Genomic DNA, 24,172 nt, shown 5'->3' on the forward strand with positions numbered 1-24,172 from the left:
TCTGGCGGAAGGTCTCTGAGAGCGGGAGGCTTCGGCGCGTCAGTGCCGTCCCGACAGCTCTTCCAGGGTGTCCAGGGATTCGGCTTCCTCCAGGGTGGCCTCGGCGATCCTGCCGAACTGCGGCGGCGGCGGATGCTCAGCCAGCCAGTCCAGTGCCGCAAGCGGGGAGAGGCCCTGGCTGTGAGCCTCCCGCAGGCGCAGCAGCCATCCCGCTCCCGCGTCGAAAGCCTCGTCACCGGCCGCCGTCCGAGGCACGTACCCGGCGGCGGCATCACCGACGGATGCCCAGACGAAGCCGAGTGTAATCCCCTCCCGCTGGACGGTGAGGTACCGCACCGAGTACTCAGTGATCGCCTCGTACTCGTTCTCGGAAGGTGGAATGCGAGAGTCCAGCAGGCTTGCCCGGTTGAGCCCTTCGAACGTCCCCCAGGAATCGGTATAGGCGGGGCCCTCGTTCCGTAGGTCCTTGAACCCGGTCGCGCTCGGCGCCGCGTAACGGTTCTCGTCGCCGGGGGTGGGGGGACTGCCCAGCAAGGCCGAGATGCCCTCCAAGGCGGCGGCCAACCTAGGCGCGTTCGCCGCGTGCACCTCGGGCTGCTCGCGATCGCGGGTGTCCATCGTCAGCCAGGCGTCGGAGTACGTCTCCAGCGTCACGACGAGTAGCTTGCCGTCCCAGACTTCCACTTGGACGCTGAACAGTTTCTCGGCGCGGTAGGCGAACCCCCGTTCCAGCCATCGCCCAGGGCATTCGATCCGGATGGTGAGCACGAAGTCGCCGTCGAGTAGCTCGGCCTGCGCCACTGCCTCAGCAAGATCTGCCCACGGATCCAGAGAATCCGCCCCCAAGCGCAACCCATTCGCATCGACGCGGACGTCGCGCAGCTTGTCCCCGCTGCGGACCAGAACCCTGGCCTTACCCCCGGGCACGGCCAGTTCCCGTTCTTTCAGCTCATTCCAAACAGCTGTCACGGTCTGTGCCGCACGGGTGGGCCGGATCTCGCTGTCGTGCGCCGTGACTTCCCACGTCCAGTCGCCGACAGGGGTCGAGGTGATCACAACATGTCCTTGGGGTCGGTCTTACTGCCTGGCGGGATCACGAGGTTTCCGTCCTCAAGGCGTACGACGAACGTGATGCCCATCCCCTTTCGTCCCCGTGCGCCGCCATTGATAGCCATGAGTTCATCGTAGGAGCCGTTGGACATCCACTGCGCGATCGTTCCCCTGCCGCCGTCCACCAGCAACACGGAGTGATCGGCCTCGGCATTGGCAAGCTGGAGCAGGTACTTGCCTCGAGTGATCTCGCTGACCGGATCCTGGGGATCGTTCAGGTGCTTCATCTGGTACGCGTAGACGTCACCGGACTCGTCCTTGATACGGATGTCCATGTCCGCACCGACCGGAAACTTCTGCTCGAAGTCGATGGTGTGCGCGGGCACACCGCTCCTCACCAGATCATCCGCGAAGATCAGTTGATCGGCGGCAGGCTGGAACATCTGCTCTCTCTTTGCCCCCAAGGCCGAGACGACCTGCCCGTACTCATCGCCCTGGTTGAAGTGTCCAGAGCTGATGATCTCGGCGACCCGTTGCCCGTCAGGCTCCGAGGCAAGACGATCCAGCACTCGCTCCATGACGTTCGGCTTGGGCCGCTTGGCACCGGGGACTCCCTTGATCGCGTCGCGAATACGCTGTTCCGTCTCACCTCCGCGAACCATGGGCTGCCCCTCACCATCGGGCGAGGTCCCGTCAGGTGCTGCGGGCGGTTCCCCGCCGGATCCGCCATCGGCGCCGCCGGAGCCGTGCCCTGTGTCAGGGCCTGCCGGTGCGTCACCATGATGGCTGTCCGTGCCGCCATGTCCCGCGTCCTGATGTCCGCCGGAATGCACCTCCTCAGCACCTGGCCCGCTACCGGCCTCGCCGGAGGGCCCATCCCCAGTCTGCGGAGAGTCGGCACCGCCGCTACCAGTTCCCGAGGTGCCGTGATGATCCTGCGGCCTCACGTTTTCGCCTGCACGGGCGGTCGCTTCGGGTGCGCGCCCTCCCACACCGGCGAGTTCCCGGTCTCCCGGCTGAGCGGCTGCGGGTGCGCGGTCGCCTGCCGCGGGCTCGTGCGGCGCCGGGGTGAGGTCGGGGTGGCCATCGAGGTCGAGCGCGATGAGGTTGCCGTCTTTGTCGACCCGAAAGCGGTCGCTGAGGTCGAGGGCGCCGTCCGGGAACCTCGTTTTCGGCAGTTGCAGGTGATTGCTGACGTTGGCCAGCACCTCCGAGACCTTGGGCAGAGCCGCTACGGACTTCGCCGCCTTCAAGCCGCCGGAGAGCGGGTCGAGTGCGTCGCCGATCTTTGCGACCGTGCCGGCGGCCTTCGCGAAGGAGCCGCCCTTGCCGAGCTTGGAGATACCTGCTGCTGGGCCGGCCATCACTGTGAGGAGGTTGAAGGAGACCACTGCGTGGGCGCGGGCCGGGTCCTCCTCCTGCATGTCGTACGCAATGAAGCCCTTGGCGAACTCCTTCGCGTAGTCCTTGCTGTCGCGCTGCCAGTCGGACAGATGGTCACCCTGCCCGAGGATGTCCATGCCGTATGCGTACGCGCCTACGCCAGTGCGCCGCAGTCCGTCCCAGGCTTCGTCCCGGGCCTCTGCTCCGTGGTACCCGATGAGGGTGCCGAGACCGTCGATACTGCCCCAGACGCTGTCCTTGACAATGCCGTCCCAGACCCAACTCTTGGCGCCGTGGCCCCACCAGTCCAGGCTCCACCGATCGTAGGTGCGCCCTTCCGGGCTGCCCCACGGCAGGTCTTCCACACCCTTGAGCATGTCGGCATTGACGCCGTACATCCCCGTGCCGTGCGTGCCGTCGTCCTCGACCCACGCGGGTCTGCACAGGGCAGGACTGATCGCGTTGATCTTGTTGGCGGCATCTCGTTCGGCTTCCTGGAAGCCCGCGACAGCCGCGGCCACGCCGTCCATCAGTGCCTGGTGCCGGTCGACCTTGCCCTGGTCCTCAGTCCAGTCGTCATCACTCTCGACGCTGTCGACGAAGTCGACGGCGTCGAGCTTCAGCTGCTTGAGCTTGTCGGCGTGTGGCTTGGCCTCGGCGGCAAAGGTCTCCAGGGCGTCGGCAAGGGATTCCACCGCGGCGGCGAAATCGTCGGCCGTGTCCATCACCGGCTGTGTGGAGGAGAAGAGCTGCTCCGCTTCCGGGGCCTGGTAGTAGGCCGCAGTGGCCTGGAAGCGGGAATGCACGTCCTGGCCGCTGTTGCGGATGCCGGTCGCGTGCTTGCGCAGCTCGGTCACGGCGGTGGCCACCTTGGCGAAGTCGCCGGTGTACTGCGGTATTCCCCCCGGACTGATCACCTCGGCTACTCCCCGCCCTTGCCGTCCGCTCGCTCCCCGACGGCTCGGAGTTCAGCCGGGGTGGGTGCCTTGGCCGCCTCACGCTGAGTATCGGCGGCCATGGTCAGGTCGCCCTCGATGTACGCGGTGGTGGCCTCCACCGTCCCGTCCATCGTCTTCTTGGTGCGGGCCGCCATGAACCTGATCTGGTTCTCGGTGTCGGACACGAAGTTGGCCACTGCGGCACCCACCGGCCCGACGGGCACGGAACCGCAGAACGGGCCGCTGATCGTCCCCGCCCACATCGCGGCGTCCTCCACGCTCTCGCCGTAGCCCTTGACGTCTTTGCTCAAGTCGTCGGCGGCAAGACCCACCAACGACAGAATGGACTCAACTCCGCTGGGCGTGATGTCCCACCCCGTCACGACAACCCCCCGCACATCCCCCGGCTGATGCGTCTCCTAGCTTCGCCCAGCATCACACACGGCACTGACAACAGGATTTTCATCTGTACCAGGCCGCTCGTTGCAGCAGCAACGCACTTCAAGCCAAAGGCAGCGTTGGAGGTCAGACGGGCGTGGACTGGGTTACGCGCTGCGCGCTGCGTGAGTCAGGAACGTCGCCCACGTGGTCGCACCGAAGACCAGCACCTGTCCGTCCGGAACCTTGCTGTCACGGACGGGGACGAGACCGGCGTAGCCGTCGGCGACCTCGACGCAGTTGTTGGCTCCCCCGTCGCTGTAGCTCGACTTGCGCCAGGCGGCGATGCTGAGGTCTGGGGTGTGCTTCATGATCTGTGCTCCTCCAGTACGTCCCTGATGAACGTCAGCGAGTCCGACGGGGACAGCGCCTGGTCCCGGAGCCGATCGTAGGACAAGCGGTGCAGAAGGACGTCCTCCGAATCATCCATCAACAGACCGCTGCTGCCGCTTTCCGTGTAGGCCACACCGCTGCCGTCCTTTTGCCAGAGAAGGGTCAGCGATCCCTTCCCCATGAGGTGGTGGATCCCTGCGGAGAACGGCAGCACCTGGACGACGACGTTGGGCCACTGCGCGACCGCTTCGATGTGCATCAGCTGGCATTCCCAGGTCTCCGCGCTGGCCGAGGGGCGTCGGAGGGCGGGTTCATCGATGACGAAGCGGACGCTGGGCGCCGGTTTCTTGTTCAGCAGCAGCTGGCGTCCCAGGCGGGCGGCCACCTGTTCCTCAAGCGCCTCCCGGTCCTGGTCCGTTGTCTGGGGCCCAGACAACACCTCCCGGGCTAAATCCTCGGTCTGCACCAGCCCAGGTACGTTCGGCGAGTACACCCAGATGATCCGCGCTGTCGCCTCCAGCCGCATGTACTCCTTGTACTTGTCCTTGAAGGCGTCGATCCGTGCCACCTTCCAGAGACTGACCAGCAGGTCAGCGCACCCGTAGTAGCCGTCCAGATCCTCCATGACCGTGACCTTGGACAGCCGCTCGCCCGACTCCAGCCGACTCAGATAGCTCTTGTCGTACCCGGTCTCGTCGGCCAGCCGACCCAGGGACTTGCCTTCCTTCTCCCGTAGGAAACGAAGCATCCGCCCGAGCACCGCACGCCCCGACTCGACTTCCACGTCAACCTGTTCGGTCACGTCACCCCTCCCCGTTGCCTGGGGGCGCGGACAACGCCACCCCCCTTCCGCAGCGTACGTCCGGACAGTGACGATGGAGGCACGAACGGTAATCACCGCTCGTCAGGACACCGCATCGCTGCGAAGGAGCACCGGCATGAGGGAACGAGTCGCGGGATTATGCGAGTTGGTACTGCTGGCGGTGGTGCGGGTGCTGCTCCCCGCCCGAGGCCGGCACCGGGCCTTCGGCGCCCGACCGCCGGTGCGGGAGCGGCTGTCGGGTCCGGTCGGCAACACGGCGGGAGCCGACCGCTCCCTCGACGCCTGGCCCTATCAGCCCGACGCCCACCTCGTACGGCCGTATCTCCTCACACCGGAGGAACGCCACGAGCGGAGGCTCCAACGGCAGCGACGTCGAGCCCTGTGGCTCGCTGTCCACGGCATCGACGTCGGCCCGCGTCACATCCACGGGTGGGAGGCCCCCGCATGAACACCCCCGCGGAACCACCCACGGTCGGCGACCTCCGGCTGCTGCCCTGGACCACTCCGGACGGCAAACCCTGCTACCTCAGTACTGACAGCGACCGCAGCATGCTCTCCCGGCTCGCCGACGAGATCGAGGCGGCTCAGCTCGCCTCCGGGGAACAGGTGCTCGCGGGAGCCCGGGAAGTGCTCGCCGACCCCAGCGCCGGGGAACGAGCGGTGCGCTTCGCGCTCACCAGGGCGGCGGAGTGCCTGGAGGACGCCCTCCGTGTCGCGGCGAGCCGGGGAGGGCGCATCCGCGAACGCGCGGTGTGACACCGAGCCATCGTCCGATCGGCCTCCCGGGCCCGTCGCACCTGCCGTCAAGACCAACGGAACCGTCAGGAACCACCGACCCGTCAGGACCCCCCGACCGACACCCCCGACCCCTCGATCCGCACCTGGATCCCGTCCTCACGCACCCGTACGTCCCGCAGCCGCAACTGGCCCTGCTCCGGCTTGGGCAGTTCGAACCCCAGTGACAACTGGTCGGCGAGGACCGGTCGGGTCAGCCGGGGCAGGGCGTCCATCAGCGCGGGATCGAAGCCGAGGCGGTCCAGCAGCTCGGGCTGTTCCAGGGCGAGGTCGACGAGGTTGAGGCGCATGGCCTGCTGCACGAAGGCCGGCCGGCCGGTGAGCCGGGACAGCGCGGAGTCGGAGCGCTGCGCCTCGCGCACGTCGGAGTCGGGCACACCCAGCGCCCGCACCACCGACGGAACCGCCAGCAGCGCCTTCGCCTTGCGGGTCTCATGGGCGAGGTCGGCGGCGGCCTTGCGGGTCAGATGGAGGCCCTCGGAGGCCGAGGTGCCCGGGCGGTACGTCGCCAGGTCCCCGATGTCCAGGCGCATTCCGCCGATCTCGGTGGCGATGCCCCGGTCGCCGTCCCGCCGCAGGCTGGCGTCGGCCCGCAGCCGCAGATCGTGTCCGGCCACCGGCAACGTGCCGCGCGCCAGCACACGGTCCCGGCCCTGCCCGGTGAACGTCACCTGGGACGCGCCGAGTTCGCGGTTCAGATCGTCGAAGGAGAGCAGCACCTCGCCGTCGAACCGGGGGATGTCGGCTCCCCTGATGGCGGTCAGCCCGTCCGCGTTCAGCTGGACGTCGTGCGCGGTCGCCGTCACACGGGCCAGCGAGACCCGGTCGGCGGCGACGTCCGGCACGGTCAGCCGTACCGTGTCGAGCCGCTTGTCGGCGACCTGGGTGAGGAACGGGAACCCGCCGATCTCCACCTCGGGCGCCGCGCTCAGCTTCAGCCGGTCCTTGAGCGTGTCCGCTGCCCGGTGTTCGGCGTACAGCAGGGCCCAGCGGTCGGCGAGCGTGAGGAAGGCGGCGAGGACGACGAGGCCGCAGACCGCCTTCAGCGCGAACGGAAGTCCGGCGAACCGGCCGCGCTTGCGACGGCGGTTGCTGCCGCTACGGCCGTGGTTCGGCGGAGCCCAGGGTTCGTCCTCCTCGGGCCCCCGTTCGAAGCCCTGCTCGGAGTCAGGGCCCCACTCGGGGTTCCATTCGGAGTCCCGCTCGGAGCCCCGCTGAAGGGCCCCCTCCAGGGGGCCGTCGTCGAGGGCACCGAGTTCGTCGTACGGATTTACCTGCGGGTTTGCATCGGGGTTTGCATGGGGGTGCGTAGGGATGTGGTGGGGGGCGCGCATCGATCCATCCGATCACGCGCGTACCCCCCACCCGCAAGCTGAACCGGCTCTGTGGGACTCAACTCACGATCCACCGGCCAACTGAACGTTCGCTACTGCACGATCGTGATGCGGTTCGTCGCCGGCGGTGCGATCGGTCCGGCGGCCGAGGAGTTGGCCGTCAGGTACTGCTCCAGGGCCGTCAGGTCGTCCGTGCCGACGAGGTCGTTCGCGCCCTGGCCCAGGGTGGTGAAGCCGTCGCCGCCGCCCGCGAGGAAGCTGTTCGTCGCGACCCGGTAGGTGGCGGCCGGGTCGATGGCCGTGCCGTTCACCTTGATGGAGTCGGTGACGACCCGGTCCGCGCCGGTCTTCGTCAGGTCCAGGGTGTACGTCAGGTTGGCGGAGGGCTGGAGGATCTTCGGCGCGGCCGAGTTCGTGCCGCTCACCTGCTCCTTGAGCACCTGGATCAGCTGGGCGCCCGTGAAGTCCTGGAGGTTCACCGTGTTGGAGAACGGCTGCACGGTGAAGCCCTCGGCGTACGTCACCACGCCGTCGCCCTCGCCGCCCTTGGCCGCGTAGGTGAGGCCCGCCCGGACACCGCCCGGGTTCATCAGGGCGAGGTCGGTTCCGGCGTCCAGCTCACGGCCGTACCAGAGCTGGGCGTCCGCAATCAGGTCGCCCATCGGGGACTCGGTGCCGGTGCTCGGCACGTCGGCGGAGATGTAGCCGATCGCGCGGTTGCCGATGGGCGCCGCGAGGGTGTTCCACTTGCCGATCAGCGCGGTCATGTCCGTCGCCTTGGGGACGGTCCGGGTGACCACGTGGTTCGCCGACTTCACGGACGTACGGGCGATGTCACCCGTCCACCGGTCGTAGGTGAGCGTGGTGTCCGTGTAGAGGCGGCCGAAGGACGCGGCCGAGGTGACCATGCGCGGCTTGCCCGCGGGGTCGGGGATCGTGCAGACGTACGCCGCGTGGGTGTGGCCGGTGACCAGGGCGTCCACCGACGGCGTGATGTTCTTCGCGATGTCGACGATCGGGCCGGAGATGCCGTTGCCCGCGCCGCCCGCGTCGCAGTCGTAGTTGTACGAGGAGGAGGCCGGGAGCCCGCCCTCGTGGATGAGGGCCACGATCGACTTCACGCCCTGCTTCTGCAGCACCTTGGCGTACTTGTTGATCGTCTCGACCTCGTCCTTGAACTTCAGGCCCTTGACGCCCTCGGCGGAGACGACGCCCGGGGTGTCCTCCAGGGTCACGCCGATGAAGCCGACCTTGACGCCCTTCTTCTTCCACACCCAGTACGGCTTGAGGATCGGCTTGCCGGTCTTCTCGTTCAGCACGTTCGCCGCGAGATAGGGGAAGTCGGCGCCCTTGAACTTCTTGTCCGTGTAGCAGCCGGCGGTGGGGTGACAGCCGCCGTTCTGCAGCCGGCCCAGTTCCTTGGCGCCCTCGTCGAACTCGTGGTTGCCGACCGACGTGACGTCCAGATCGAGCTTGTTCAGCGCCTCAATGGTGGGCTCGTCGTGGAACAGGCCCGAGATCAGCGGGGAGGCGCCGACCATGTCGCCGCCGGCCGCGGTGACGGAGTACGGGTTGCCCTTGCGGGCCTCGCGCAGATGGGTGGCGAGGTACTCGACGCCGCCCGCGTCGATCGTCTTCGTGGTGCCGTCCGCCTGGAGTTCGGTGACCCGGCCGGAGGAACCGGACGGCGGCTCCAGGTTGCCGTGCAGGTCGTTGAAGGACAGCAGTTGTACGTCCTGGTAGCGGCCCGGCAGGTGACCACCCGGGCGGCCCTTGCTCTCGCCCGCGCTCGCCGTGGCCGGCATCACGGCGGCCAGCGCGCCGACGGTGGCGAGACCGGCGGCAGCGGCGAGGAGCCGGCGGGTACGACGTCTGCGGCGCACGGCTTGAGCCGGCTGCGGTTGGGATGTGGCTGGCATACGCCCCCCTGTGATTCAGGTGTGGAAGTGGGCCCCGTCCGGCGCAGCCTAGGGTCAACGCGCGTAGCGCGACAGAGGTTTCGCGGTTACATCCTGGTTGCTTCTTTGCCGCCACTTTGCCGGGTGCTCCCCTTACTCTCGTACGCATGACCAGCGACGACACCGCACGCCCCGGTATCCCCCGCTCCATCGAGACCCGCTCCGAGCTCTCGCCGGACCAGACCGAGTCGGTGCTCGGGCTGCTCGCGACGGCGGCGCGAAGTGATGGGCAGCAGGCGGTGTCGGAACAGGGCCGGTTGCAGTTGCGGGGCGGCCCGCGCGCGGGGGTGGCTCATCTGCTGCTGTCGGTCGGGGACGAACTCGTCGGCTACGCCCAGCTGGAGGACACCGACCCGGTGGAGGCGCCGACGGCGGAACTCGTCGTCCATCCCTCGCACCGGGGTCACGGCCACGGCCGGGCGCTGGGTTCCGCGTTGCTCGCCGCGTCCGGGAAGCGGCTGCGGGTGTGGGCCCACGGGGGGCACTCGGCCGCCCGTCATCTGGCGCAGGTCCTCGGGCTGACCCTCTTCCGCGAACTTCGGCAGATGCGGCGGTCGTTGGACGATCTGGGCCTGCCGGATCCGGTGCTGCCCGAGGGCGTGACGGTACGGACCTTCGTCCCCGGCACCGACGACTCGGCCTGGCTCGCGGTGAACGCGGCGGCCTTCGCGCACCACCCGGAGCAGGGGTCCCTGACCCAGCGGGACCTCGACGACCGCCTGGCCGAGCCGTGGTTCGACCCCGCGGGGTTCTTCCTGGCCCTCCGCGGCGACGAACTCGTCGGCTTCCACTGGACGAAGGTCCACGCGGCGGAACGGCTCGGGGAGGTGTACGTCCTGGGAGTCCGGCCCGGTGCCCAGGGCGGCGGCCTGGGCAAGGCACTGACGACCGTCGGGCTACGGCATCTCGCGGGTCAGGGACTGCCGACGGCGATGCTGTACGTCGACGCCGACAACGAGGCGGCGGTCTCGGTGTACGAACGACTGGGCTTCGGGACGTACGAGACGGACCTGATGTACCGCACGGAGAGCTGAGACCCGCGCGGGCTGTAACGGACAGCCGGTGACCGGCCCCGGGACAGGGCCGGTCACCGGGACCAGGGGCCCTCAGGTGCGCGACGGTTTCAATGGACCCGCCGCCCACCGCCGCCGTACCGGCTCCATCCCGCACATCGCAAACACCGCCAACGCCGCCGCCAGCAGCGCGCCCCACCGTTCGTGCGCGGCCGCCCACCGCTCGTCCGTCACCGTCACGACGAGCTCCCAACAGTCCGGCAGCAGCAGCGGAGACAGCACGGCCCCTATGAGGAGCACCGCCGTCACCCCCGTCCCCGGCCGGGGTTCCTCGCGGAAGCGGATCGCCGCGGCGGACAGGGCGAGCGCCAGCGTGAACATCGTCGCGGCCTCCAGAGTGACCGCGCCCACCGGCGGACGGACCGCCGTCGGCACCAACAGGACGGCCGCGGTCCAGAACAGCGCGGCGAACGGGACCACCAGAACCACCCTCAGCAGCTGGCGGACCGGCCGCCGTACCGGTACCGGGGTCGTCGTGTGGCGGGCCGGGTCGTCCAGGAGGAACGCCAGGCCCGCGGCGAGGGCGAGGGCGGCGGCCCGCAGCAGGTTGAGCGCCAGCCAGTCGTCGGGCTCGTCGCCGAGCAGCCGGGGCACGGCGGCCAGCAGCAGACCCACCGCACCGGCCGCGCTCAGCGCCCGCCACGGCAGCGTGCGCGCGAGGGGGACCAGCAGCACCCGTACCGTCGCCGCCAGGGGCACTCGTACCGTCGCCGCTACAGGCACTTGTCCGCCTTCTTCGGCGCCTCGACGCCCAGCAGCCGGGCCACCTCGGCGGTCGTCACCTTCGGCGCGGTCAGCTCCGTCCAGTGCGACCTCACGCGCTCGGCGACCGTCTGCCGGGGCTGGTCGAGCAGCTGCCGTACGACACTGGTCTGGCCGCTCGTCATGTACAGGCCCTCGGTCGGCGAGATGACGACCGCGGAGCCGCTGATGCTGTCGTCGAGACGGACCCGGGCCAGGTCGCCGATCGGGTCGGGCCGGCCGGCCACGCCCAGCCACATGATGGTGACCATCCGCCCGTCGCACAGGCCGTCGGTCGCCTTCTTCTCGCTGCCCGCGACCAGCACTCCGGCGACCGCGACCGAGAACTCGGGGACGCGGTTGCCGCCCCAGTCGGTGCCCACGGTCACCTGGTGCGGGGTGGTGGACGGTTCGAGCGCGCTGTCGGAGCTCAGGCCGTAGCGGGCATCGATCCGCTGCCGGACGAGGAGCTTCTGGTCGTGCGCGGTACCGCCCGTGAGGGACTGGACCTGCTTCACCGTGTCGGCCCAGGTGCCGGTCCGCGGGGTCCACTCGGGGAACGCGCAGTACGTGGACCCGTCCCGCTCGACGCAGGTCTGTTCCTTCTCCGGGGTGGTCGAGGCCCGTTCACGGGCGGCGGTCGTGGCGGCCGGGACCCCGGTCATCTGGGCGGACGCGCCGAGCACGGTCACCGCGAGCATGGCCACGAAGGCACCCTGCACGGTCCGGATCCGCCGCCCGCCGCCGCACAGCACGGCGAGCAGACCGATCGTCAGGGCGAGCGCGAGGAGGTACAGGGCGTGCCAGGCGGCGGGCCGGCCCAGCAGGTCCGACGGGAGGGCGGTGGAGACGTTCTCGCTGATCACCGGGTACAGCCAGCGCGTGCCGTCCTCCTCGCCGGTGGAGGTGGTGCTGAAGAGGAAGACGAAGAGAAGGAAGACGATCAGCAGCGGCGACGCGACCACCGACGCCACCAGCCGGGCGAGGAGAACCCCTGCGGTCCCGGCCAGCAGTACCGTCAGCGGGCCGACGAGCAGTTCGCCGACCGAACCGTGGCCGACCGCCCCGGACTTGAGCGCCTCCCAGGTGAACTGCCCGGCCACGCACAACGCGACGACCGCGGCCACCAGCACGACGGACAGCACGTGTGCGGCCGTACGTCGCCACGGCGGCATCACCAGAACCGCGAAGTGCCGTTCCGTGTCCCGGCGCTTGGCGCGCAGAACCGCCTGGTTGGCGCTCAGCAGCACCGCCAGACCGACGAGCATCGGCCCGCCCTGGGTGGCGCGGTCGGCGTCCTGGAGGGCCGGGAAGCCGTCGAAGGAGTGCCGGGTCCGCCACACGATCCAGCCGATGTACACGAGGAAGGCGAAGAGGACCGGGATCCGCGTCAGCAGTCTGCGCGCCTCGAACAGGGCGAGGCCCGTCACCGCCCGCCACGGCCGTCCGGGCTCGGTGCGCACCACGGTGGGTGCCGCTTCCATGACCGCGCTCATGCCGCCTTCACCTCCTGGGCACCCTCGCCGTCGAGGGTGAGCAGGTAGCCGTCCTCCAGGGTGGGTTCGAGGAGCTCCGCGTTGGGCGGCGGATCACCCACGTTGCGGAAGGTGCCGGTTCCGGTGCGCCAGCCCGCCTTCGCGCCCGGGGCACGCTCGGTGCTGCTCCACACCCGGCCGGCCGCCCGTGCGGTCAGGTCGGCCGGGGTGCCGTCGAAGCGGACGCGACCACCCGCCATCACCAGGACACGGTGGCAGAGCATCGCCACGTCCTCCGTCTGGTGGGTCGACAGCAGCACGGTCCGGCCCTCTCCCGCCTGGGCGATCAACTCCCGGAACCGCATGCGCTGTTCGGGGTCCAGGCCGACGGTCGGCTCGTCGAGGACGAGGAATCCGGGGTCGCCTACGAGGGCGGCGGCCAGCGCGACCCGCTGCCGCATACCGCCGGACAGCTTCTTGATGCGTCTGCCGCGTACGTCGGCCAGGTCGACCTCGTCCAGGACGCGGCGCACCTCGCGGTGGCGTGCGGTGCGGTTGGTCAGCTCCTTCAGGATCGCCACGTAGTCGACGAACTCGAAGGCCGTGAAGTCCGGGTGGAAGCCGGGCGTCTGGGGCAGGTAGCCGAGCGCGCGCCGCACCTCCTGCCGGCCGCGTGCGGTGGCCGGGTCGTTGCCGAGCACGGTGAAGGCGCCGTGATCGGGCGGCAGGGCCGTGGCCAGCACCCGCAACAGGGTGGTCTTGCCGGCCCCGTTGGGCCCGAGCAGCCCGGTCACGCCCGGCGCGAGCCGCAGCGACACGTCGTCGAGGGCGTGCGTACCGCCGTAGCGGAGGCTGAGCCCGGAGGCGGAGACGGTGGGGGTCATACGGAACTCCCAAGAAGGTGTGCGAAGTGGGCGGGAGTCATCCGGGCCTCCCCTGGAACAGCTGGAACAGGTGGACGAGTGAGAAGAGTGGTCATACGGCCCTGCCCTGGAAGCGGTCGAAGCCGTCCCGCCAAGCGAACAGCAGCCCGGCCGCGAGCGCGGCGACCGCCGCGGCCACTCCCTGTCCGAGCGCGGTGAACGGCACCAGCGTCCCCTCGCCGGCCGGATCGGCGGCGTCCGCGACCAGCAGCAGCGCGATCCACGCGCCGCCGACCAGCGAGGGCGCGCGCACCGGGCCCAGCCGGGGGGTCAGTGCCAGCCCGGTCGTGGTGAGGGCGAGCGCGGGCAGCAGCCAGGCGAGGGCCCGCAGCCCGAACCCGGGCAGCGCGAGCGTGGCCAGGCCGTTGAGGCCGAGTCCGGCGACGAGCACCGCGACCGTCCGGATCATCAGCAGCCGGAAGCCGTGCAGCGGGGCCACCACGGCCATCTCGTACGTCGGGTCCAGTACGGGCCCGAACGAGAGCGCCACACCGGCCAGCGGCAGCAGCGGCGCGAGGGCGAGGAAGAGCGTGGGCGAGTCCGTGGTCCGCAGCGCGTTGCTCACCAGGACGGTCATGCCGAGCACGCCGAGGACCGCGCCCAGCCAGGAGCCACGCAGCACCGGGGTGGCCGCGAGCAGCCGCGCGATGTGGTCGGGGACGCCGGTGCGCACCAGCAGCGACTCGAACAACCCGGGCCGGGGCGCGTCGAGTTCGGCGTCCAGCCGCTCCCAGCCGGCGTCCAGGGCGGCCGGGTCGCCGACGTCGGCCAGCACGGCCCGGCACCGCGCGCAGGCGCCGAGGTGGGTGTCGGCGGCCCAGAGCACGGGCGGCGCCAACTCGCCCCGCGCGTAGGCCCGCAGATCCTCTTCGGTCACATGCCAGGTCATGCCGCCACCTCCCACCGTCGTCCATCCGTACTGATGCCGGTCTCTTGGGGTCGTTCTCGCGTCCTCATGCCAGTGCCTCCCGCAGCTGCCGGCGGGCCCGCATCGCCCGGGTCTTGACCGTGCCCGGCGGGATGCCGAGCAGGACGGCCGCCTCTCGGGTGGTCAGGCCGTCGATGACCGTCGCCTGGAGGACCGCCCGCAGTTCCGGCGAGAGCCGGACGAGGGCGCCCGCGAGGTCCCCGTGTTCCACCCCCGCGAGCACGCGTTCCTCCGCGGACGCCTCGTCCCGGTGCCGCAGCCGTGCCAGTGCCTGCCGCAGCCGCCCCCGTGCCCCGTCCCCGCGCAGCGCGTCGACCAGCCGCCGCGACCCGATGCGCCAGAGCCACCCCGCCACGTCTCCTTCCTGCCGGTACCGGGCCTTGCCCCGCCACACCGCCAGGAAGGTCTCCTGTACGACGTCGTCGACGAGCCCGGCGTCGGCGCACCGGCCGCGCAGGCGTGCGGTGAGCCACGGCGCGAACCGCCGGTACAGCTCCTCGAAGGCACGCCGGTCCGCGTCCGCCGCGATGGCCCGCAGCAGCTCCCCGTCGCTTCTCGTTTCGCTCACGTCCCCTCATCGGACGAGCCCGCCCGATCGGTTCACGCGATCAGGCTTGACTTTCGAAGGCTCCTTCAACCACCCTTTCACTACTCAATTAGTGAAAGGGTGGTTGTCCCAGTGGTCGAGTACCGCATCGACCGGCACAGCGGCGTGGCCACCTACGTCCAGATCGTCCAGCAGACCAAGCAGGCCCTTCGGCTGGGCCTGCTGGTGCCGGGCGACCGGCTTCCCACCGCCCGCGAGGTCGTCGAGGCCACCGCCATCAACCCGAACACCGTCCTCAAGGCCTACCGCGAGCTGGAGCGGGAGGGTCTGGTCGAGGCGCGGCGCGGCCTCGGGACCTTCGTCCGGCGCTCGCTGGGCACCGCCCCGGCCGGCTCCCCCCTGCGCGGGGAGCTGGACGCGTGGGCGGCCAGGGCCCGCGAGAGCGGGCTGGACCGGGACGACGTGACCGCGCTGTTCACGGCCGTTCTCGAGAAGCACTTCCAGGGGGATCCCTCCTGACCGGCACAGCCTCGGCCCTGGAGGCGGTCTCGCTCGGCAGGCGCTTCGGCCGCCGGGGCGTCCGGGCAGGCCCGGCGACCGCCTCCGACGCCCCAGAGCCGCCCCCAGATATCCCGCACGCCATGTCGCCGTAACCGTTGGTTCAGACGGGCTTGCGACGCTCGCTCAATGAACCCAGCCGTGCCAGAGCCTTCGCCTCCCCCCGGGGGAACCGCGAGGAACGGGGACGTCCGCGCGTCCGCCGCGCTCACGCCAGCGCTGTCCGACGCGCCTGTATTGCTCGTGGCGCGGAAGAATGGGTCCATGAGCCAGCCAAACGCCCAGGCACAGGTCCAGCACGCACAGCCCTCCGTGGGTTCCATAGCCGCGCACCGCCCGCACACCGTGTCGGCGGCCGTCTCCGACCTGGAACCCGACATCGACGCCGACCTCGACGCGTACGAGGAGGCGCCCTTCGACGGGCCCCAGCTTCCGCAGGGTCGTTTCCTCGACCGGGAGCGCAGTTGGCTCGCCTTCAACGAGCGCGTCCTCGAACTGGCCGAGGACCCGAACACGCCGCTGCTGGAGCGCGCGAACTTCCTCGCGATCTTCGCCAGCAACCTGGACGAGTTCTTCATGGTCCGGGTCGCCGGTCTCAAACGCCGTATCCACACCGGTGTCGCCACCCGGTCCGCGTCCGGCCTCCAGCCCCGCGAGGTGCTGGAGATGATCTGGGCCCGCTCCCGCGAGCTGATGGCCCGGCACGCCGCCTGTTACCACGAGGACGTCGCCCCCGCCCTGGCCGAGGAGGGCGTCCACCTGGTCCGCTGGAACGAGCTGCAGGAGAAGGAGCAGGCCCGCCTCTTCACGCTCTTCCGCCACCAGATCTTCCCGGTGCTGACCCCGCTGGCGGTCGACCCGGCGCACCCGTTCCCGTACATCTCCGGCCTGTCCCTGAACCTGGCCGTGCGGGTGCGCAACCCCGTCACCGGCACCCCGCACTTCGCACGCGTCAAGGTGCCCCCGCTGCTGTCCCGCTTCCTGGAGGTCTCCCCGGGCCGTTACGTCCCCCTGGAGGACGTCATCGGCGCCCACCTGGAGGAGCTGTTCCCGGGCATGGAGGTGCTGGAGCACCACGCCTTCCGGGTCACCCGCAACGAGGACCTGGAGGTCGAGGAGGACGACGCCGAGAACCTCCTCCAGGCCCTGGAGCGGGAACTCATGCGGCGCCGCTTCGGGCCGCCGGTGCGCCTGGAGGTCGAGGAGAACATCGACCGGGAGGTGCTCGACCTGCTGGTCCGGGAGCTGAAGATCAGCGAGGCCGAGGTGTACCCGCTGCCGGGTCCCCTGGACCTCACCGGCCTCTTCCGTATCGGCTCCCTCGACCGGCCCGAGCTGAAGTACAAGAAGTTCATCGCCGGTGTCCACCGTGATCTGGCCGAGGTCGAGTCGGCGTCCGCGCCCGACATCTTCTCGGCCCTGCGCACCCGGGACGTGCTGCTGCACCACCCGTACGACTCGTTCTCGACGTCGGTGCAGGCGTTCCTTCAGCAGGCGGCCGAGGACGACGACGTCCTCGCCATCAAGCAGACCTTGTACCGGACCTCCGGCGACTCCCCCATCGTCGACGCGCTCATCGACGCCGCCGAGGCCGGCAAGCAGGTCCTCGTCCTGGTCGAGATCAAGGCCCGCTTCGACGAGCACGCCAACATCAAGTGGGCGCGCAAGCTGGAGGAGGCCGGCTGCCACGTGGTGTACGGCCTGGTCGGCCTGAAGACCCACTGCAAGCTGTCCCTGGTGGTCCGCCAGGAAGGCGACACGCTGCGGCGCTACAGCCATGTCGGCACCGGCAACTACCATCCGAAGACGGCCCGGCTGTACGAGGACCTCGGCCTGCTCACGGCGGACCCGCAGGTCGGCGCGGACCTCTCCGACCTGTTCAACCGCCTGTCGGGCTACTCGCGCCGGGAGACCTACCGGCGCCTCCTGGTCGCCCCCAAGTCCCTGCGGGACGGACTGATCGCGCGGATCAACAAGGAGGTCCAGCACCACCAGGCCGGACGCCCCGCGTTCATCCGTATCAAGGTCAACTCGATGGTGGACGAGGCGATCATCGACGCCCTGTACCGCGCGTCCCAGGCGGGTGTGCAATGCGACGTGTGGGTGCGCGGCATCTGCGCGGTGCGCCCCGGCGTCACGGGCCTGTCGGAGAACATCCGGGTCCGCTCGATCCTCGGCCGCTTCCTCGAGCACTCCCGGGTGTTCGCCTTCGGCAACGGCGGCGAGCCCGAGGTGTGGTTCGGCAGCGCCGACATGATGCACCGCAACCTCGACCGCCGTATCGAGGCGCTGGTGAGGGTCATAGACCCGGCTCATCGCGCGTCGCTCAACCGGCTGTTGGAGACCGGCATGTCCGACTCCACCGCCTCCTGGCACCTCGGCCCGGACGGTGAGTGGACGAGGCACGCGACCGACGCCGACGGCCAACCCCTGCGCAACGTCCAGGAGATGCTCATAGACGCCCGGAGGCGCCGGCGTGGCACAGCAACACCTTGACCCGACGGATCCGCAGTCCAGGCGCGCCGGGCCAACCCCCACTCTCGGCTCGGCGGGCGGGGCCGCCCCCACCGGGGACGCCCTCGCGGGCTACCTGCGGGCCCAGGCCACGGAGTTCCTCCGCGCCCTGCGGCTGCACCGGGAGACCGGCTCCGGCCCGCACGGCTCGGGCCCGCAGGGCTCCGGCGGCCCGGCGGACCCCGTCGACGCGGCCCGCGCCCTGCGCCGCGCGGTCCGCCGCATCAGCGGCAGCCTGCACACCTTCCGGCCCCTGCTGGACTCCGACTGGTCGGAGTCGATGCGCCCCGAACTGGCCTGGCTGTCCGGCACGTTGGCGATGGAACACGCCTACGCGGCCCGCCTGGAGAGGCTGCTGCTGGCCCTGCACAGGCTGTCCGGGGCGGTGTTCCCGGCCCAGCCGGCCGGCGCCACGGTGGGTGCGGCGCAGGCCGGCAACCCCGGCCCGCCGGCCCCTCCCGCGGCCCCGGACCGCGGCAACCTCACGGTGGGCGCGGCCAAAGCGGGCGCCCTCCTCGAGCGCCAGCTGACCCTGGCCCGGACCCGCGCCCACTCGACCGCGCTCCAGGCCCTCGGCTCCTCCCGCTTCCACGCGGTCGCCGACAACATCGCGGTACTCGCCAGCGAGGTCCCGCTGGTGCCCACCGCGACCACCACCAACCTCCACCCCCAGGCCGCCGCCGCCCAGGAGAGGCTCACCGCCGCGGTGACCGCCCTCCCCCTCGTCACGGCAGGCCACCCCTACAACGCCGAGGCCCTGATCCACGGCCTCTCCCCCGACCCCGCCCCGCACCCCCAGGACGCCCCCTGGCACCAGGTCCGCCTGCTCCTGCGCCTGCACCGCTACGCCCGCGAGGTCCTCCAGGGCACGGACGCCCCCGTGGACGTACGCCTGCTGACCGCGGGCCAGGCCCTGGACCGGCACCGCGACGCCTCCGAGGCGGCCGGAGCCGCGGCGCAGGCGGCCAGGACCCCGCGTATCGCACCGGCCACCGCCTACGCCCTCGGCGTGCTCCACGCCGACCAGCGGCACGAGGTGGAGGCGGCACGTTTCGCCTTCCAGCAGTCGTGGCAGAAGCAGACGGTCGGCACGCCCTGACCCCCTTCAGGAGGCGGTGGACGACATGAACGACCCGAACGAGAGCCCCGTCCAGGCGGCGGGGTGCGTCCTGTGGCGCCGCTCCCCGGTGGACGGCGCCCTGGAGCTCTGTCTGGTGCACAGGCCGAAATACGACGACTGGTCCTGGCCCAAGGGCAAGCTGAAGCGCGGCGAGGACCACCTCGTCGGGGCCCGCCGCGAGGTCGCCGAGGAGACGGGCTACAACGCCGCGCCGGGCGCCGAGCTGTCCACCGTCCGCTACATGGCCAACGGGCGCGCCAAGGAGGTCCGCTACTGGGCGGCCGAGGCCACCAGGGGCACGTTCGTCCCGAACGACGAGGTGGACCGCATCCTCTGGCTCCCCCCGTCGGCCGCCCGCAACCGCCTGACCCAGCACCGGGACCGCACCCTGGTAGACGAGCTGCTGTTCCGAGTCTTCGAACGCACGTAGACACGCGAGGCCGAAGTCGAAGGGCCGAGCGACCGGACCCTCAGTCCCGGTTGTGTCCCTCGGCGTCCGAGCGGGCCTGACTGCGGGCTCTGCGCGCCGGGCCGCGCCAGCCGCAGCTGCAGCGGGCAAGGCAGAAACGGCCCTGCTCGACCGTATGTGTGTGGTGGGCCGGTCGGTCGGGGGGTGGGGGAATCCTGTCCTGCTGCGCCACGCTGACAACGTTACCCAGCCAAGGTAAAGGGCCGGTGTACGCGTGACGAGGCCTCATACCCGTCGTTAAGGGGAACGACACGGGGCCCGTGACGGACATACCGGCTGGGGGTAGACAGACGATGGCGGAGCGGCAGAGACGCGCCGGTGGGGCGGTCGTCGTGGCGGGGCTCCTGCTCTGCGGGTGCGCCGGTCTCGTCGGCTGCGGCAGCGAGACGGCCACGGAGGACGCCCGCTCGGCCGACCCGGTCCAGACCCTGCGCCAGGTCGCCGACACCATGGCGGGCGCCGGGAGTTCGAAGGCCCGTACGTCGATGGAGATGGCCAACGGCGGGACCCGGGTCGCCATCCGCGGCGAGGGCGTGTACGACTACCGCCGCCGGCTCGGGCGGCTGAAGGTGCTGCTGCCGCAGGACCCGGCGGGCACCGTCGAGCACCGTCCGATCACCGAACTCCTCGCGCCCGGCGCCCTGTTCATGAAGAACCGGGGCGCGGGTGTGCCCGCCGACAAATGGGTCCGGGTCGACACCACCACCCTCTCGGACGGGAACCTCGTCACCGGCGGGGTCACCGATCCGCTCACCGCAGCCGAGGTGCTGCGCGGGACGCGGACGGCGACGTACGTGGGCGAGACCGAGGTCGCGGGGACCTCGGTGCGGCACTACCGGGGGACGGCGGATCTCGGGGCGGCGGCCGGGCAGGCGTCCGCCGGGAGCCGGGGGCCGCTGGCGGCAGCGGCGAAAGGGTTCGCCTCGGCCAGCGTGCCCTTCGACGTCTACCTCGACGCACAGGGGCGCATCCGCAAGATCCGCCACCGGTTCAGCTTCGTCGGCGGACAGCCGAACGACTCCGTCGCGGTCGCCTCCACGACCCTGCTCTACGACTTCGGGACACCGGCGAAGGTACGGTTGCCGGCGTCCGGGGACATCTACGCCGGCCGGATCGCCGAGGAATGAGGTCCAGCACGGACTCGTGACGGACGTCAAGAACTAGCCCGTCCGTGCCATGCGCCGCACGTAGGCGGCTCCCTACTCTAGGAAGTCGGTGACGGCAGAGACGAGGTGACGCACGTGGCTCCGGTCGGCGGTACGGCAGTTCAGGACCACGTGGCTCTGGCCGAGATAGAACTCTGCGGAGAGCTGATCATCGCGGCCTCGGCCGCCGGCGAGGACCGGCTCAGCCTGGAGAGCATCGACGAGGTGCTGCGAGTGGCCGAGGAGCGCGCCTCCGGCGCATGAGCCGGGCCGACTGTTTTCGGCCACGCAACGCCCTCAGGTGCGCAGCAGACGGCCGATCGCCTTCGTCGCCTCCGCCACCTTCGCGTCGGCCTCCGCGCCGCCCTGGAGGGCCGCGTCGGCGACGCAGTGGCGCAGGTGCTCCTCCAGGAGTTGCAGGGCGAAGGACTGCAGGGCCTTGGTGGAGGCGGACACCTGAGTGAGTATGTCGATGCAGTAGACGTCCTCGTCGACCATCCGCTGAAGGCCGCGGATCTGGCCTTCGATGCGACGCAGCCGCTTGAGGTGCTCGTCCTTCTGCTTGTGGTATCCGTGCACGCCGCGGTCGTGGTCCGTCACGACGGTCGGCTCCTCGGCGGCGGAGGGCGCTTGCGCGCCGGCCTCGGTGGTCGTCATCGCGTCCTCCACATCATGGAACAGACATATACCCCTACAGGGTATATCCTACCGAACTTTACGGGGTAGAAGCGCTGCGGGCGGCCCCCCTGCCGAACACTCTGCCCCATGGGCGACACTGGGGGACGGCCCATTAGCCGTGGCCGGATGATGCACCTAGCATCAGCCTGACCGAAACCGATGCACCCCGAGGACCCCTTGTGCGCTTTCGTCTGACCCCCAGGGAGACGAGCTTCTACGACATGTTCGCCGCGTCCGCGGACAACATCGTCACGGGCTCGAAGCTCCTGATGGAACTGCTCGGGGCGGACGCTTCCGCCCGGGCCGAGATCGCAGAGCGTATGCGGGCCGCGGAACACGCCGGTGACGACGCCACGCATGCGATCTTCCACCAGCTGAACTCCTCGTTCATCACGCCGTTCGACCGCGAGGACATCTACAACCTCGCGTCCTCCCTCGACGACATCATGGACTTCATGGAGGAGGCCGTCGACCTGGTCGTCCTCTACAACGTGGAGGAACTGCCCAAGGGCGTCGAGCAGCAGGTCGAGGTACTGGCACGGGCGGCCGAGCTGACCGCCGAGGCGATGCCGAACCTCCGCACGATGGACAACCTCACCGAGTACTGGATCGAGGTCAACCGGCTGGAGAACCAGGCGGACCAGATCCACCGCAAGCTGCTCGCCATGCTCTTCAACGGCAAGTACGAAGCCATCGAGGTGCTCAAACTCAAGCAGATCGTGGACGTGCTCGAGGAAGCCGCCGACGCGTTCGAGCATGTGGCGAACACGGTGGAGACCATCGCAGTCAAGGAGTCCTGACCTCTCCATGGACACCTTGGCTCTGGTCGCGACCATCGCGGTCGCGCTCTTCTTCACGTACACGAACGGCTTCCACGACTCGGCGAACGCGATCGCCACGTCGGTCTCGACGCGCGCGCTCACGCCTCGGGCCGCGCTCGCGATGGCTGCTGTCATGAACCTTGCCGGTGCGTTTCTCGGCTCCGGGGTCGCCAAGACCGTCAGCGAGGGGCTGATCGAGACACCGCAGGGGTCCAAGGGGATGGGCATCCTCTTCGCGGCGCTGGTCGGTGCGATCACCTGGAACCTGGTCACCTGGTACTTCGGGCTGCCGTCGTCCTCGTCGCACGCGCTGTTCGGCGGGATGGTCGGGGCGGCGCTGGCCGGCGGTACGACCGTGTACTGGAGCGGGGTGCTGGACAAGGTCGTCATCCCGATGTTCATCTCGCCGGTGGTGGGCCTGGTCGTCGGCTACCTGGTGATGACGGCGATCCTGTGGCTCTTCAGGCGCTCCAACCCGCACAAGGCCAAGCGCGGCTTCCGGATAGCGCAGACCGTGTCGGCGGCCGGTATGGCACTCGGACACGGCCTCCAGGACGCGCAGAAGACCATGGGCATCGTGGTGATGGCACTGGTCATCGCGGACGCCGAGGACTACGGCGACCCGATCCCGGTCTGGGTCAAGATCGTGTGCGCGGTGATGCTGTCACTGGGCACGTACGCGGGCGGCTGGCGGATCATGCGGACGCTCGGCCGGAAGATCATCGAGCTGGACCCGCCCCAGGGGTTCGCGGCGGAGACGACCGGCGCGTCGATCATGTTCACCACCGCGTTCATCTTCAAGGCACCGATCTCGACGACCCACGTCATCACGTCCGCAATCATGGGCGTCGGCGCGACGAAGCGGGTGAACGCCGTGCGGTGGGGTGTCGCCAAGAACATCATCCTCGGCTGGTTCATCACGATGCCGGCAGCGGCGCTGGTGGCGGCGGGGGCGTTCGGCGTGGTGAACCTGGCGTTTCTGTAGGGGACCGTCGCGCTGAGGGGCGGAACCCGGCGGAGGAAGGGTCGCGTGGGGCAAAGGCCACGGCGCGAACCCGTCGCGCTGAGGGCAGAACCCAGCGGGGCGAACCCTCGCGTGGGGGCAGAGCTCGGCGGCGCGAACCGTCTCGCTGAGGGCAGAGCCCGGCGGCGCGAACCCTCGGGGGCGAAGCCCACGGCGCGAGCCCTCGCGTGGGAGCGAAGCCCACGGCGCGAACCGTCTCGCCGGGGCCATGCCCCGGCCACGACGGAGGGCCCGCCCCCGGGAGCCGGGGGCGGGCCCTCTTCGTCCTCGCGGTGGCACCGCCATGCAGCACCGCGAGGGGTCATGGAAGCGTCGGCTCAGCCGAAGCGGCCGGAGATGTAGTCCTCCGTGGCCTGGACCGACGGGTTGGAGAAGATCCGCTCCGTGTCGTCGATCTCGATCAGCCTGCCGGGCTGCCCGACCGCCGCGAGGTTGAAGAACGCGGTGCGGTCGGAGACACGAGCCGCCTGCTGCATGTTGTGCGTCACGATGACGATCGTGAAGCGTTCCTTCAGCTCACCGATCAGGTCCTCGATGGCGAGCGTCGAGATCGGGTCCAGGGCCGAGCACGGCTCGTCCATGAGCAGCACGTTCGGCTCCACAGCGATCGCCCGCGCGATGCACAGACGCTGCTGCTGGCCACCGGACAGACCGGAGCCCGGCTTGTTCAGGCGGTCCTTCACCTCGTTCCAGAGGTTCGCGCCCTTGAGGGACTTCTCGACGGTGTCGCTCAGCTCCGACTTCTTGTAGCTGCCGTTCAGCCGCAGCCCCGCCGCCACGTTGTCGAAGATCGACATCGTGGGGAACGGGTTCGGACGCTGGAACACCATGCCGACCTCGCGGCGCACGGACACCGGGTCGATGCCATGCCCGTACAGGTCCTCGTCGTCCAGCAGCACCTTGCCCTCGACCCGGCCGCCCGAGGTGACCTCGTGCATCCGGTTCAGCGTGCGCAGGAACGTCGACTTGCCGCAGCCGGACGGGCCGATGAAGGCCGTCACCGAACGCGGCTCGACCGTCATCGAGATGTCCTCGATCGCCTTGTGGGATCCGTAGTAGGCGGTGAGCCCGCTTACGTCGATTCGCTTGGCCATGTCTCTACTT

General features: G+C 70.1%; 25 protein-coding genes. 11 read left to right on the plus strand and 14 right to left on the minus strand.

The window, feature by feature from the left end:
• Positions 1–39 precede the first annotated feature (39 nt).
• The 5 genes from OHA64_RS22470 to OHA64_RS22490 all read right to left on the minus strand — a co-directional run bounded on the left by OHA64_RS22470 (position 40) and on the right by OHA64_RS22490 (position 4,944).
• Positions 40–1,056, minus strand: a complete 1,017-nt coding sequence (locus OHA64_RS22470) for a hypothetical protein (protein ID WP_405615800.1) — start codon at positions 1,054–1,056, stop codon at positions 40–42.
• Positions 1,053–3,290 carry a hypothetical protein gene (locus OHA64_RS22475; protein ID WP_405615803.1) on the minus strand — a complete coding sequence of 746 codons (2,238 nt, stop codon included), beginning with the start codon at positions 3,288–3,290 and terminating at the stop codon, positions 1,053–1,055. Before OHA64_RS22475 ends, OHA64_RS22470 begins: the two co-directional genes overlap by 4 nt.
• A 65-nt stretch (positions 3,291–3,355) precedes the next feature.
• Positions 3,356–3,769, minus strand: a complete 414-nt coding sequence (locus OHA64_RS22480) for a DUF6507 family protein (protein ID WP_405615806.1) — start codon at positions 3,767–3,769, stop codon at positions 3,356–3,358.
• A 147-nt stretch (positions 3,770–3,916) separates the two neighbouring features.
• On the minus strand, positions 3,917–4,120 hold the full coding sequence (locus OHA64_RS22485; protein WP_405615808.1) for a DUF397 domain-containing protein: 204 nt from the start codon (positions 4,118–4,120) through the stop codon (positions 3,917–3,919).
• A complete protein-coding gene (locus OHA64_RS22490; protein WP_405615810.1) occupies positions 4,117–4,944 on the minus strand; it encodes a helix-turn-helix domain-containing protein in 828 nt (275 codons plus the stop codon). Before OHA64_RS22490 ends, OHA64_RS22485 begins: the two co-directional genes overlap by 4 nt.
• 136 nt (positions 4,945–5,080) lie before the next feature.
• Here OHA64_RS22490 and OHA64_RS22495 point away from each other — a divergent pair, with 136 nt between their 5' ends.
• Both OHA64_RS22495 and OHA64_RS22500 read left to right on the plus strand, forming a co-directional pair.
• Positions 5,081–5,413, plus strand: coding sequence for a hypothetical protein (locus OHA64_RS22495; RefSeq protein ID WP_405615813.1), 333 nt, complete (start codon positions 5,081–5,083; stop codon positions 5,411–5,413).
• Positions 5,410–5,721, plus strand: coding sequence for a hypothetical protein (locus tag OHA64_RS22500; protein ID WP_405615815.1), 312 nt, complete (start codon positions 5,410–5,412; stop codon positions 5,719–5,721). Before OHA64_RS22495 ends, OHA64_RS22500 begins: the two co-directional genes overlap by 4 nt.
• Positions 5,722–5,804: 83 nt before the next feature.
• On the opposite strand, the gene OHA64_RS22505 is transcribed toward OHA64_RS22500, so the two are convergent.
• Together OHA64_RS22505 and OHA64_RS22510 are read right to left on the minus strand one after the other, a co-directional pair.
• The gene (locus OHA64_RS22505) at positions 5,805–7,094 is read right to left on the minus strand and encodes a DUF2993 domain-containing protein (protein WP_405615817.1); all 1,290 of its coding nucleotides are present in this window, start codon (positions 7,092–7,094) and stop codon (positions 5,805–5,807) included.
• Between the two features lie 92 nt (positions 7,095–7,186).
• Positions 7,187–9,013 carry a bifunctional metallophosphatase/5'-nucleotidase gene (locus OHA64_RS22510; protein WP_405615819.1) on the minus strand — a complete coding sequence of 609 codons (1,827 nt, stop codon included), beginning with the start codon at positions 9,011–9,013 and terminating at the stop codon, positions 7,187–7,189.
• 146 nt (positions 9,014–9,159) lie between these two features.
• Between OHA64_RS22510 and mshD the strand changes: the two genes are divergently transcribed.
• Positions 9,160–10,086 carry a mycothiol synthase gene (mshD, locus tag OHA64_RS22515; protein ID WP_405615821.1) on the plus strand — a complete coding sequence of 309 codons (927 nt, stop codon included), beginning with the start codon at positions 9,160–9,162 and terminating at the stop codon, positions 10,084–10,086.
• A gap of 72 nt (positions 10,087–10,158) precedes the next feature.
• Here mshD and OHA64_RS22520 read toward each other — a convergent pair whose 3' ends face one another.
• The 5 genes from OHA64_RS22520 to OHA64_RS22540 form a co-directional block, all read right to left on the minus strand.
• A complete protein-coding gene (locus tag OHA64_RS22520) occupies positions 10,159–10,848 on the minus strand; it encodes an ABC transporter (RefSeq protein ID WP_405615823.1) in 690 nt (229 codons plus the stop codon).
• Entirely contained in the window at positions 10,839–12,362 is a 1,524-nt protein-coding gene (locus OHA64_RS22525) for an ABC transporter permease (RefSeq protein ID WP_405615825.1), read from the minus strand. The genes OHA64_RS22520 and OHA64_RS22525 overlap by 10 nt, the downstream gene beginning before the upstream one ends.
• Entirely contained in the window at positions 12,359–13,225 is an 867-nt protein-coding gene (locus OHA64_RS22530; RefSeq protein ID WP_405615827.1) for an ABC transporter ATP-binding protein, read from the minus strand. The genes OHA64_RS22525 and OHA64_RS22530 overlap by 4 nt, the downstream gene beginning before the upstream one ends.
• 91 nt (positions 13,226–13,316) lie before the next feature.
• The gene (locus OHA64_RS22535; RefSeq protein ID WP_405615829.1) at positions 13,317–14,153 is read right to left on the minus strand and encodes a zf-HC2 domain-containing protein; all 837 of its coding nucleotides are present in this window, start codon (positions 14,151–14,153) and stop codon (positions 13,317–13,319) included.
• Positions 14,154–14,217: 64 nt separating this feature from the next.
• A complete protein-coding gene (locus tag OHA64_RS22540; RefSeq protein ID WP_405615832.1) occupies positions 14,218–14,760 on the minus strand; it encodes an RNA polymerase sigma factor in 543 nt (180 codons plus the stop codon).
• A 111-nt stretch (positions 14,761–14,871) separates the two neighbouring features.
• Between OHA64_RS22540 and OHA64_RS22545 the strand changes: the two genes are divergently transcribed.
• The 6 genes from OHA64_RS22545 to OHA64_RS22570 all read left to right on the plus strand — a co-directional run bounded on the left by OHA64_RS22545 (position 14,872) and on the right by OHA64_RS22570 (position 20,809).
• Entirely contained in the window at positions 14,872–15,258 is a 387-nt protein-coding gene (locus OHA64_RS22545; RefSeq protein WP_405615834.1) for a GntR family transcriptional regulator, read from the plus strand.
• A gap of 168 nt (positions 15,259–15,426) precedes the next feature.
• Complete coding sequence (locus OHA64_RS22550; RefSeq protein ID WP_405615836.1) at positions 15,427–17,793, plus strand: RNA degradosome polyphosphate kinase; 2,367 nt, start codon at positions 15,427–15,429, stop codon at positions 17,791–17,793.
• Entirely contained in the window at positions 17,774–18,910 is a 1,137-nt protein-coding gene (locus tag OHA64_RS22555) for a CHAD domain-containing protein (RefSeq protein WP_405615838.1), read from the plus strand. Before OHA64_RS22550 ends, OHA64_RS22555 begins: the two co-directional genes overlap by 20 nt.
• 25 nt (positions 18,911–18,935) lie before the next feature.
• Positions 18,936–19,361 (plus strand): NUDIX hydrolase, encoded by a 426-nt coding sequence (locus tag OHA64_RS22560; RefSeq protein WP_405615840.1) that lies wholly within the window; start codon positions 18,936–18,938, stop codon positions 19,359–19,361.
• A gap of 332 nt (positions 19,362–19,693) precedes the next feature.
• Positions 19,694–20,527: a hypothetical protein gene (locus tag OHA64_RS22565; RefSeq protein WP_405615842.1), complete on the plus strand. Its 834-nt coding sequence runs from the start codon at positions 19,694–19,696 to the stop codon at positions 20,525–20,527.
• A 114-nt stretch (positions 20,528–20,641) separates the two neighbouring features.
• Positions 20,642–20,809, plus strand: a complete 168-nt coding sequence (locus OHA64_RS22570) for a hypothetical protein (RefSeq protein ID WP_405624446.1) — start codon at positions 20,642–20,644, stop codon at positions 20,807–20,809.
• A gap of 33 nt (positions 20,810–20,842) precedes the next feature.
• On the opposite strand, the gene OHA64_RS22575 is transcribed toward OHA64_RS22570, so the two are convergent.
• On the minus strand, positions 20,843–21,202 hold the full coding sequence (locus OHA64_RS22575; protein ID WP_405615844.1) for a metal-sensitive transcriptional regulator: 360 nt from the start codon (positions 21,200–21,202) through the stop codon (positions 20,843–20,845).
• 200 nt (positions 21,203–21,402) lie between these two features.
• Between OHA64_RS22575 and OHA64_RS22580 the strand changes: the two genes are divergently transcribed.
• Both OHA64_RS22580 and OHA64_RS22585 read left to right on the plus strand, forming a co-directional pair.
• Complete coding sequence (locus OHA64_RS22580) at positions 21,403–22,023, plus strand: DUF47 family protein (RefSeq protein WP_356767878.1); 621 nt, start codon at positions 21,403–21,405, stop codon at positions 22,021–22,023.
• Between the two features lie 7 nt (positions 22,024–22,030).
• Positions 22,031–23,029: an anion permease gene (locus OHA64_RS22585; RefSeq protein WP_405615846.1), complete on the plus strand. Its 999-nt coding sequence runs from the start codon at positions 22,031–22,033 to the stop codon at positions 23,027–23,029.
• A gap of 356 nt (positions 23,030–23,385) precedes the next feature.
• Here OHA64_RS22585 and pstB read toward each other — a convergent pair whose 3' ends face one another.
• Complete coding sequence (gene pstB / locus OHA64_RS22590; protein ID WP_405615848.1) at positions 23,386–24,162, minus strand: phosphate ABC transporter ATP-binding protein PstB; 777 nt, start codon at positions 24,160–24,162, stop codon at positions 23,386–23,388.
• Positions 24,163–24,172: the final 10 nt, after the last annotated feature.

Origin of the sequence: Streptomyces sp. NBC_00076 (assembly GCF_045041235.1) — a bacterium.
GTDB lineage: Bacteria > Actinomycetota > Actinomycetes > Streptomycetales > Streptomycetaceae > Streptomyces.

Bases quoted from the DNA above. Each gene is read 5' to 3' on its own strand.
- OHA64_RS22485 (WP_405615808.1), bottom strand. From the start codon at position 4,120: ATGAAGCACACCCCAGACCTCAGCATCGCCGCCTGGCGCAAGTCGAGC.
- OHA64_RS22495 (WP_405615813.1), top strand. From the start codon at position 5,081: ATGAGGGAACGAGTCGCGGGATTATGCGAGTTGGTACTGCTGGCGGTG.
- OHA64_RS22500 (WP_405615815.1), top strand. From the start codon at position 5,410: ATGAACACCCCCGCGGAACCACCCACGGTCGGCGACCTCCGGCTGCTG.
- OHA64_RS22505 (WP_405615817.1), bottom strand. From the start codon at position 7,094: ATGCGCGCCCCCCACCACATCCCTACGCACCCCCATGCAAACCCCGAT.
- OHA64_RS22510 (WP_405615819.1), bottom strand. From the start codon at position 9,013: ATGCCAGCCACATCCCAACCGCAGCCGGCTCAAGCCGTGCGCCGCAGA.
- mshD (WP_405615821.1), top strand. From the start codon at position 9,160: ATGACCAGCGACGACACCGCACGCCCCGGTATCCCCCGCTCCATCGAG.
- OHA64_RS22525 (WP_405615825.1), bottom strand. From the start codon at position 12,362: ATGAGCGCGGTCATGGAAGCGGCACCCACCGTGGTGCGCACCGAGCCC.
- OHA64_RS22530 (WP_405615827.1), bottom strand. From the start codon at position 13,225: ATGACCCCCACCGTCTCCGCCTCCGGGCTCAGCCTCCGCTACGGCGGT.
- OHA64_RS22535 (WP_405615829.1), bottom strand. From the start codon at position 14,153: ATGACCTGGCATGTGACCGAAGAGGATCTGCGGGCCTACGCGCGGGGC.
- OHA64_RS22550 (WP_405615836.1), top strand. From the start codon at position 15,427: ATGAACCCAGCCGTGCCAGAGCCTTCGCCTCCCCCCGGGGGAACCGCG.
- OHA64_RS22560 (WP_405615840.1), top strand. From the start codon at position 18,936: ATGAACGACCCGAACGAGAGCCCCGTCCAGGCGGCGGGGTGCGTCCTG.
- OHA64_RS22565 (WP_405615842.1), top strand. From the start codon at position 19,694: ATGGCGGAGCGGCAGAGACGCGCCGGTGGGGCGGTCGTCGTGGCGGGG.
- OHA64_RS22575 (WP_405615844.1), bottom strand. From the start codon at position 21,202: ATGACGACCACCGAGGCCGGCGCGCAAGCGCCCTCCGCCGCCGAGGAG.
- OHA64_RS22585 (WP_405615846.1), top strand. From the start codon at position 22,031: ATGGACACCTTGGCTCTGGTCGCGACCATCGCGGTCGCGCTCTTCTTC.
- pstB (WP_405615848.1), bottom strand. From the start codon at position 24,162: ATGGCCAAGCGAATCGACGTAAGCGGGCTCACCGCCTACTACGGATCC.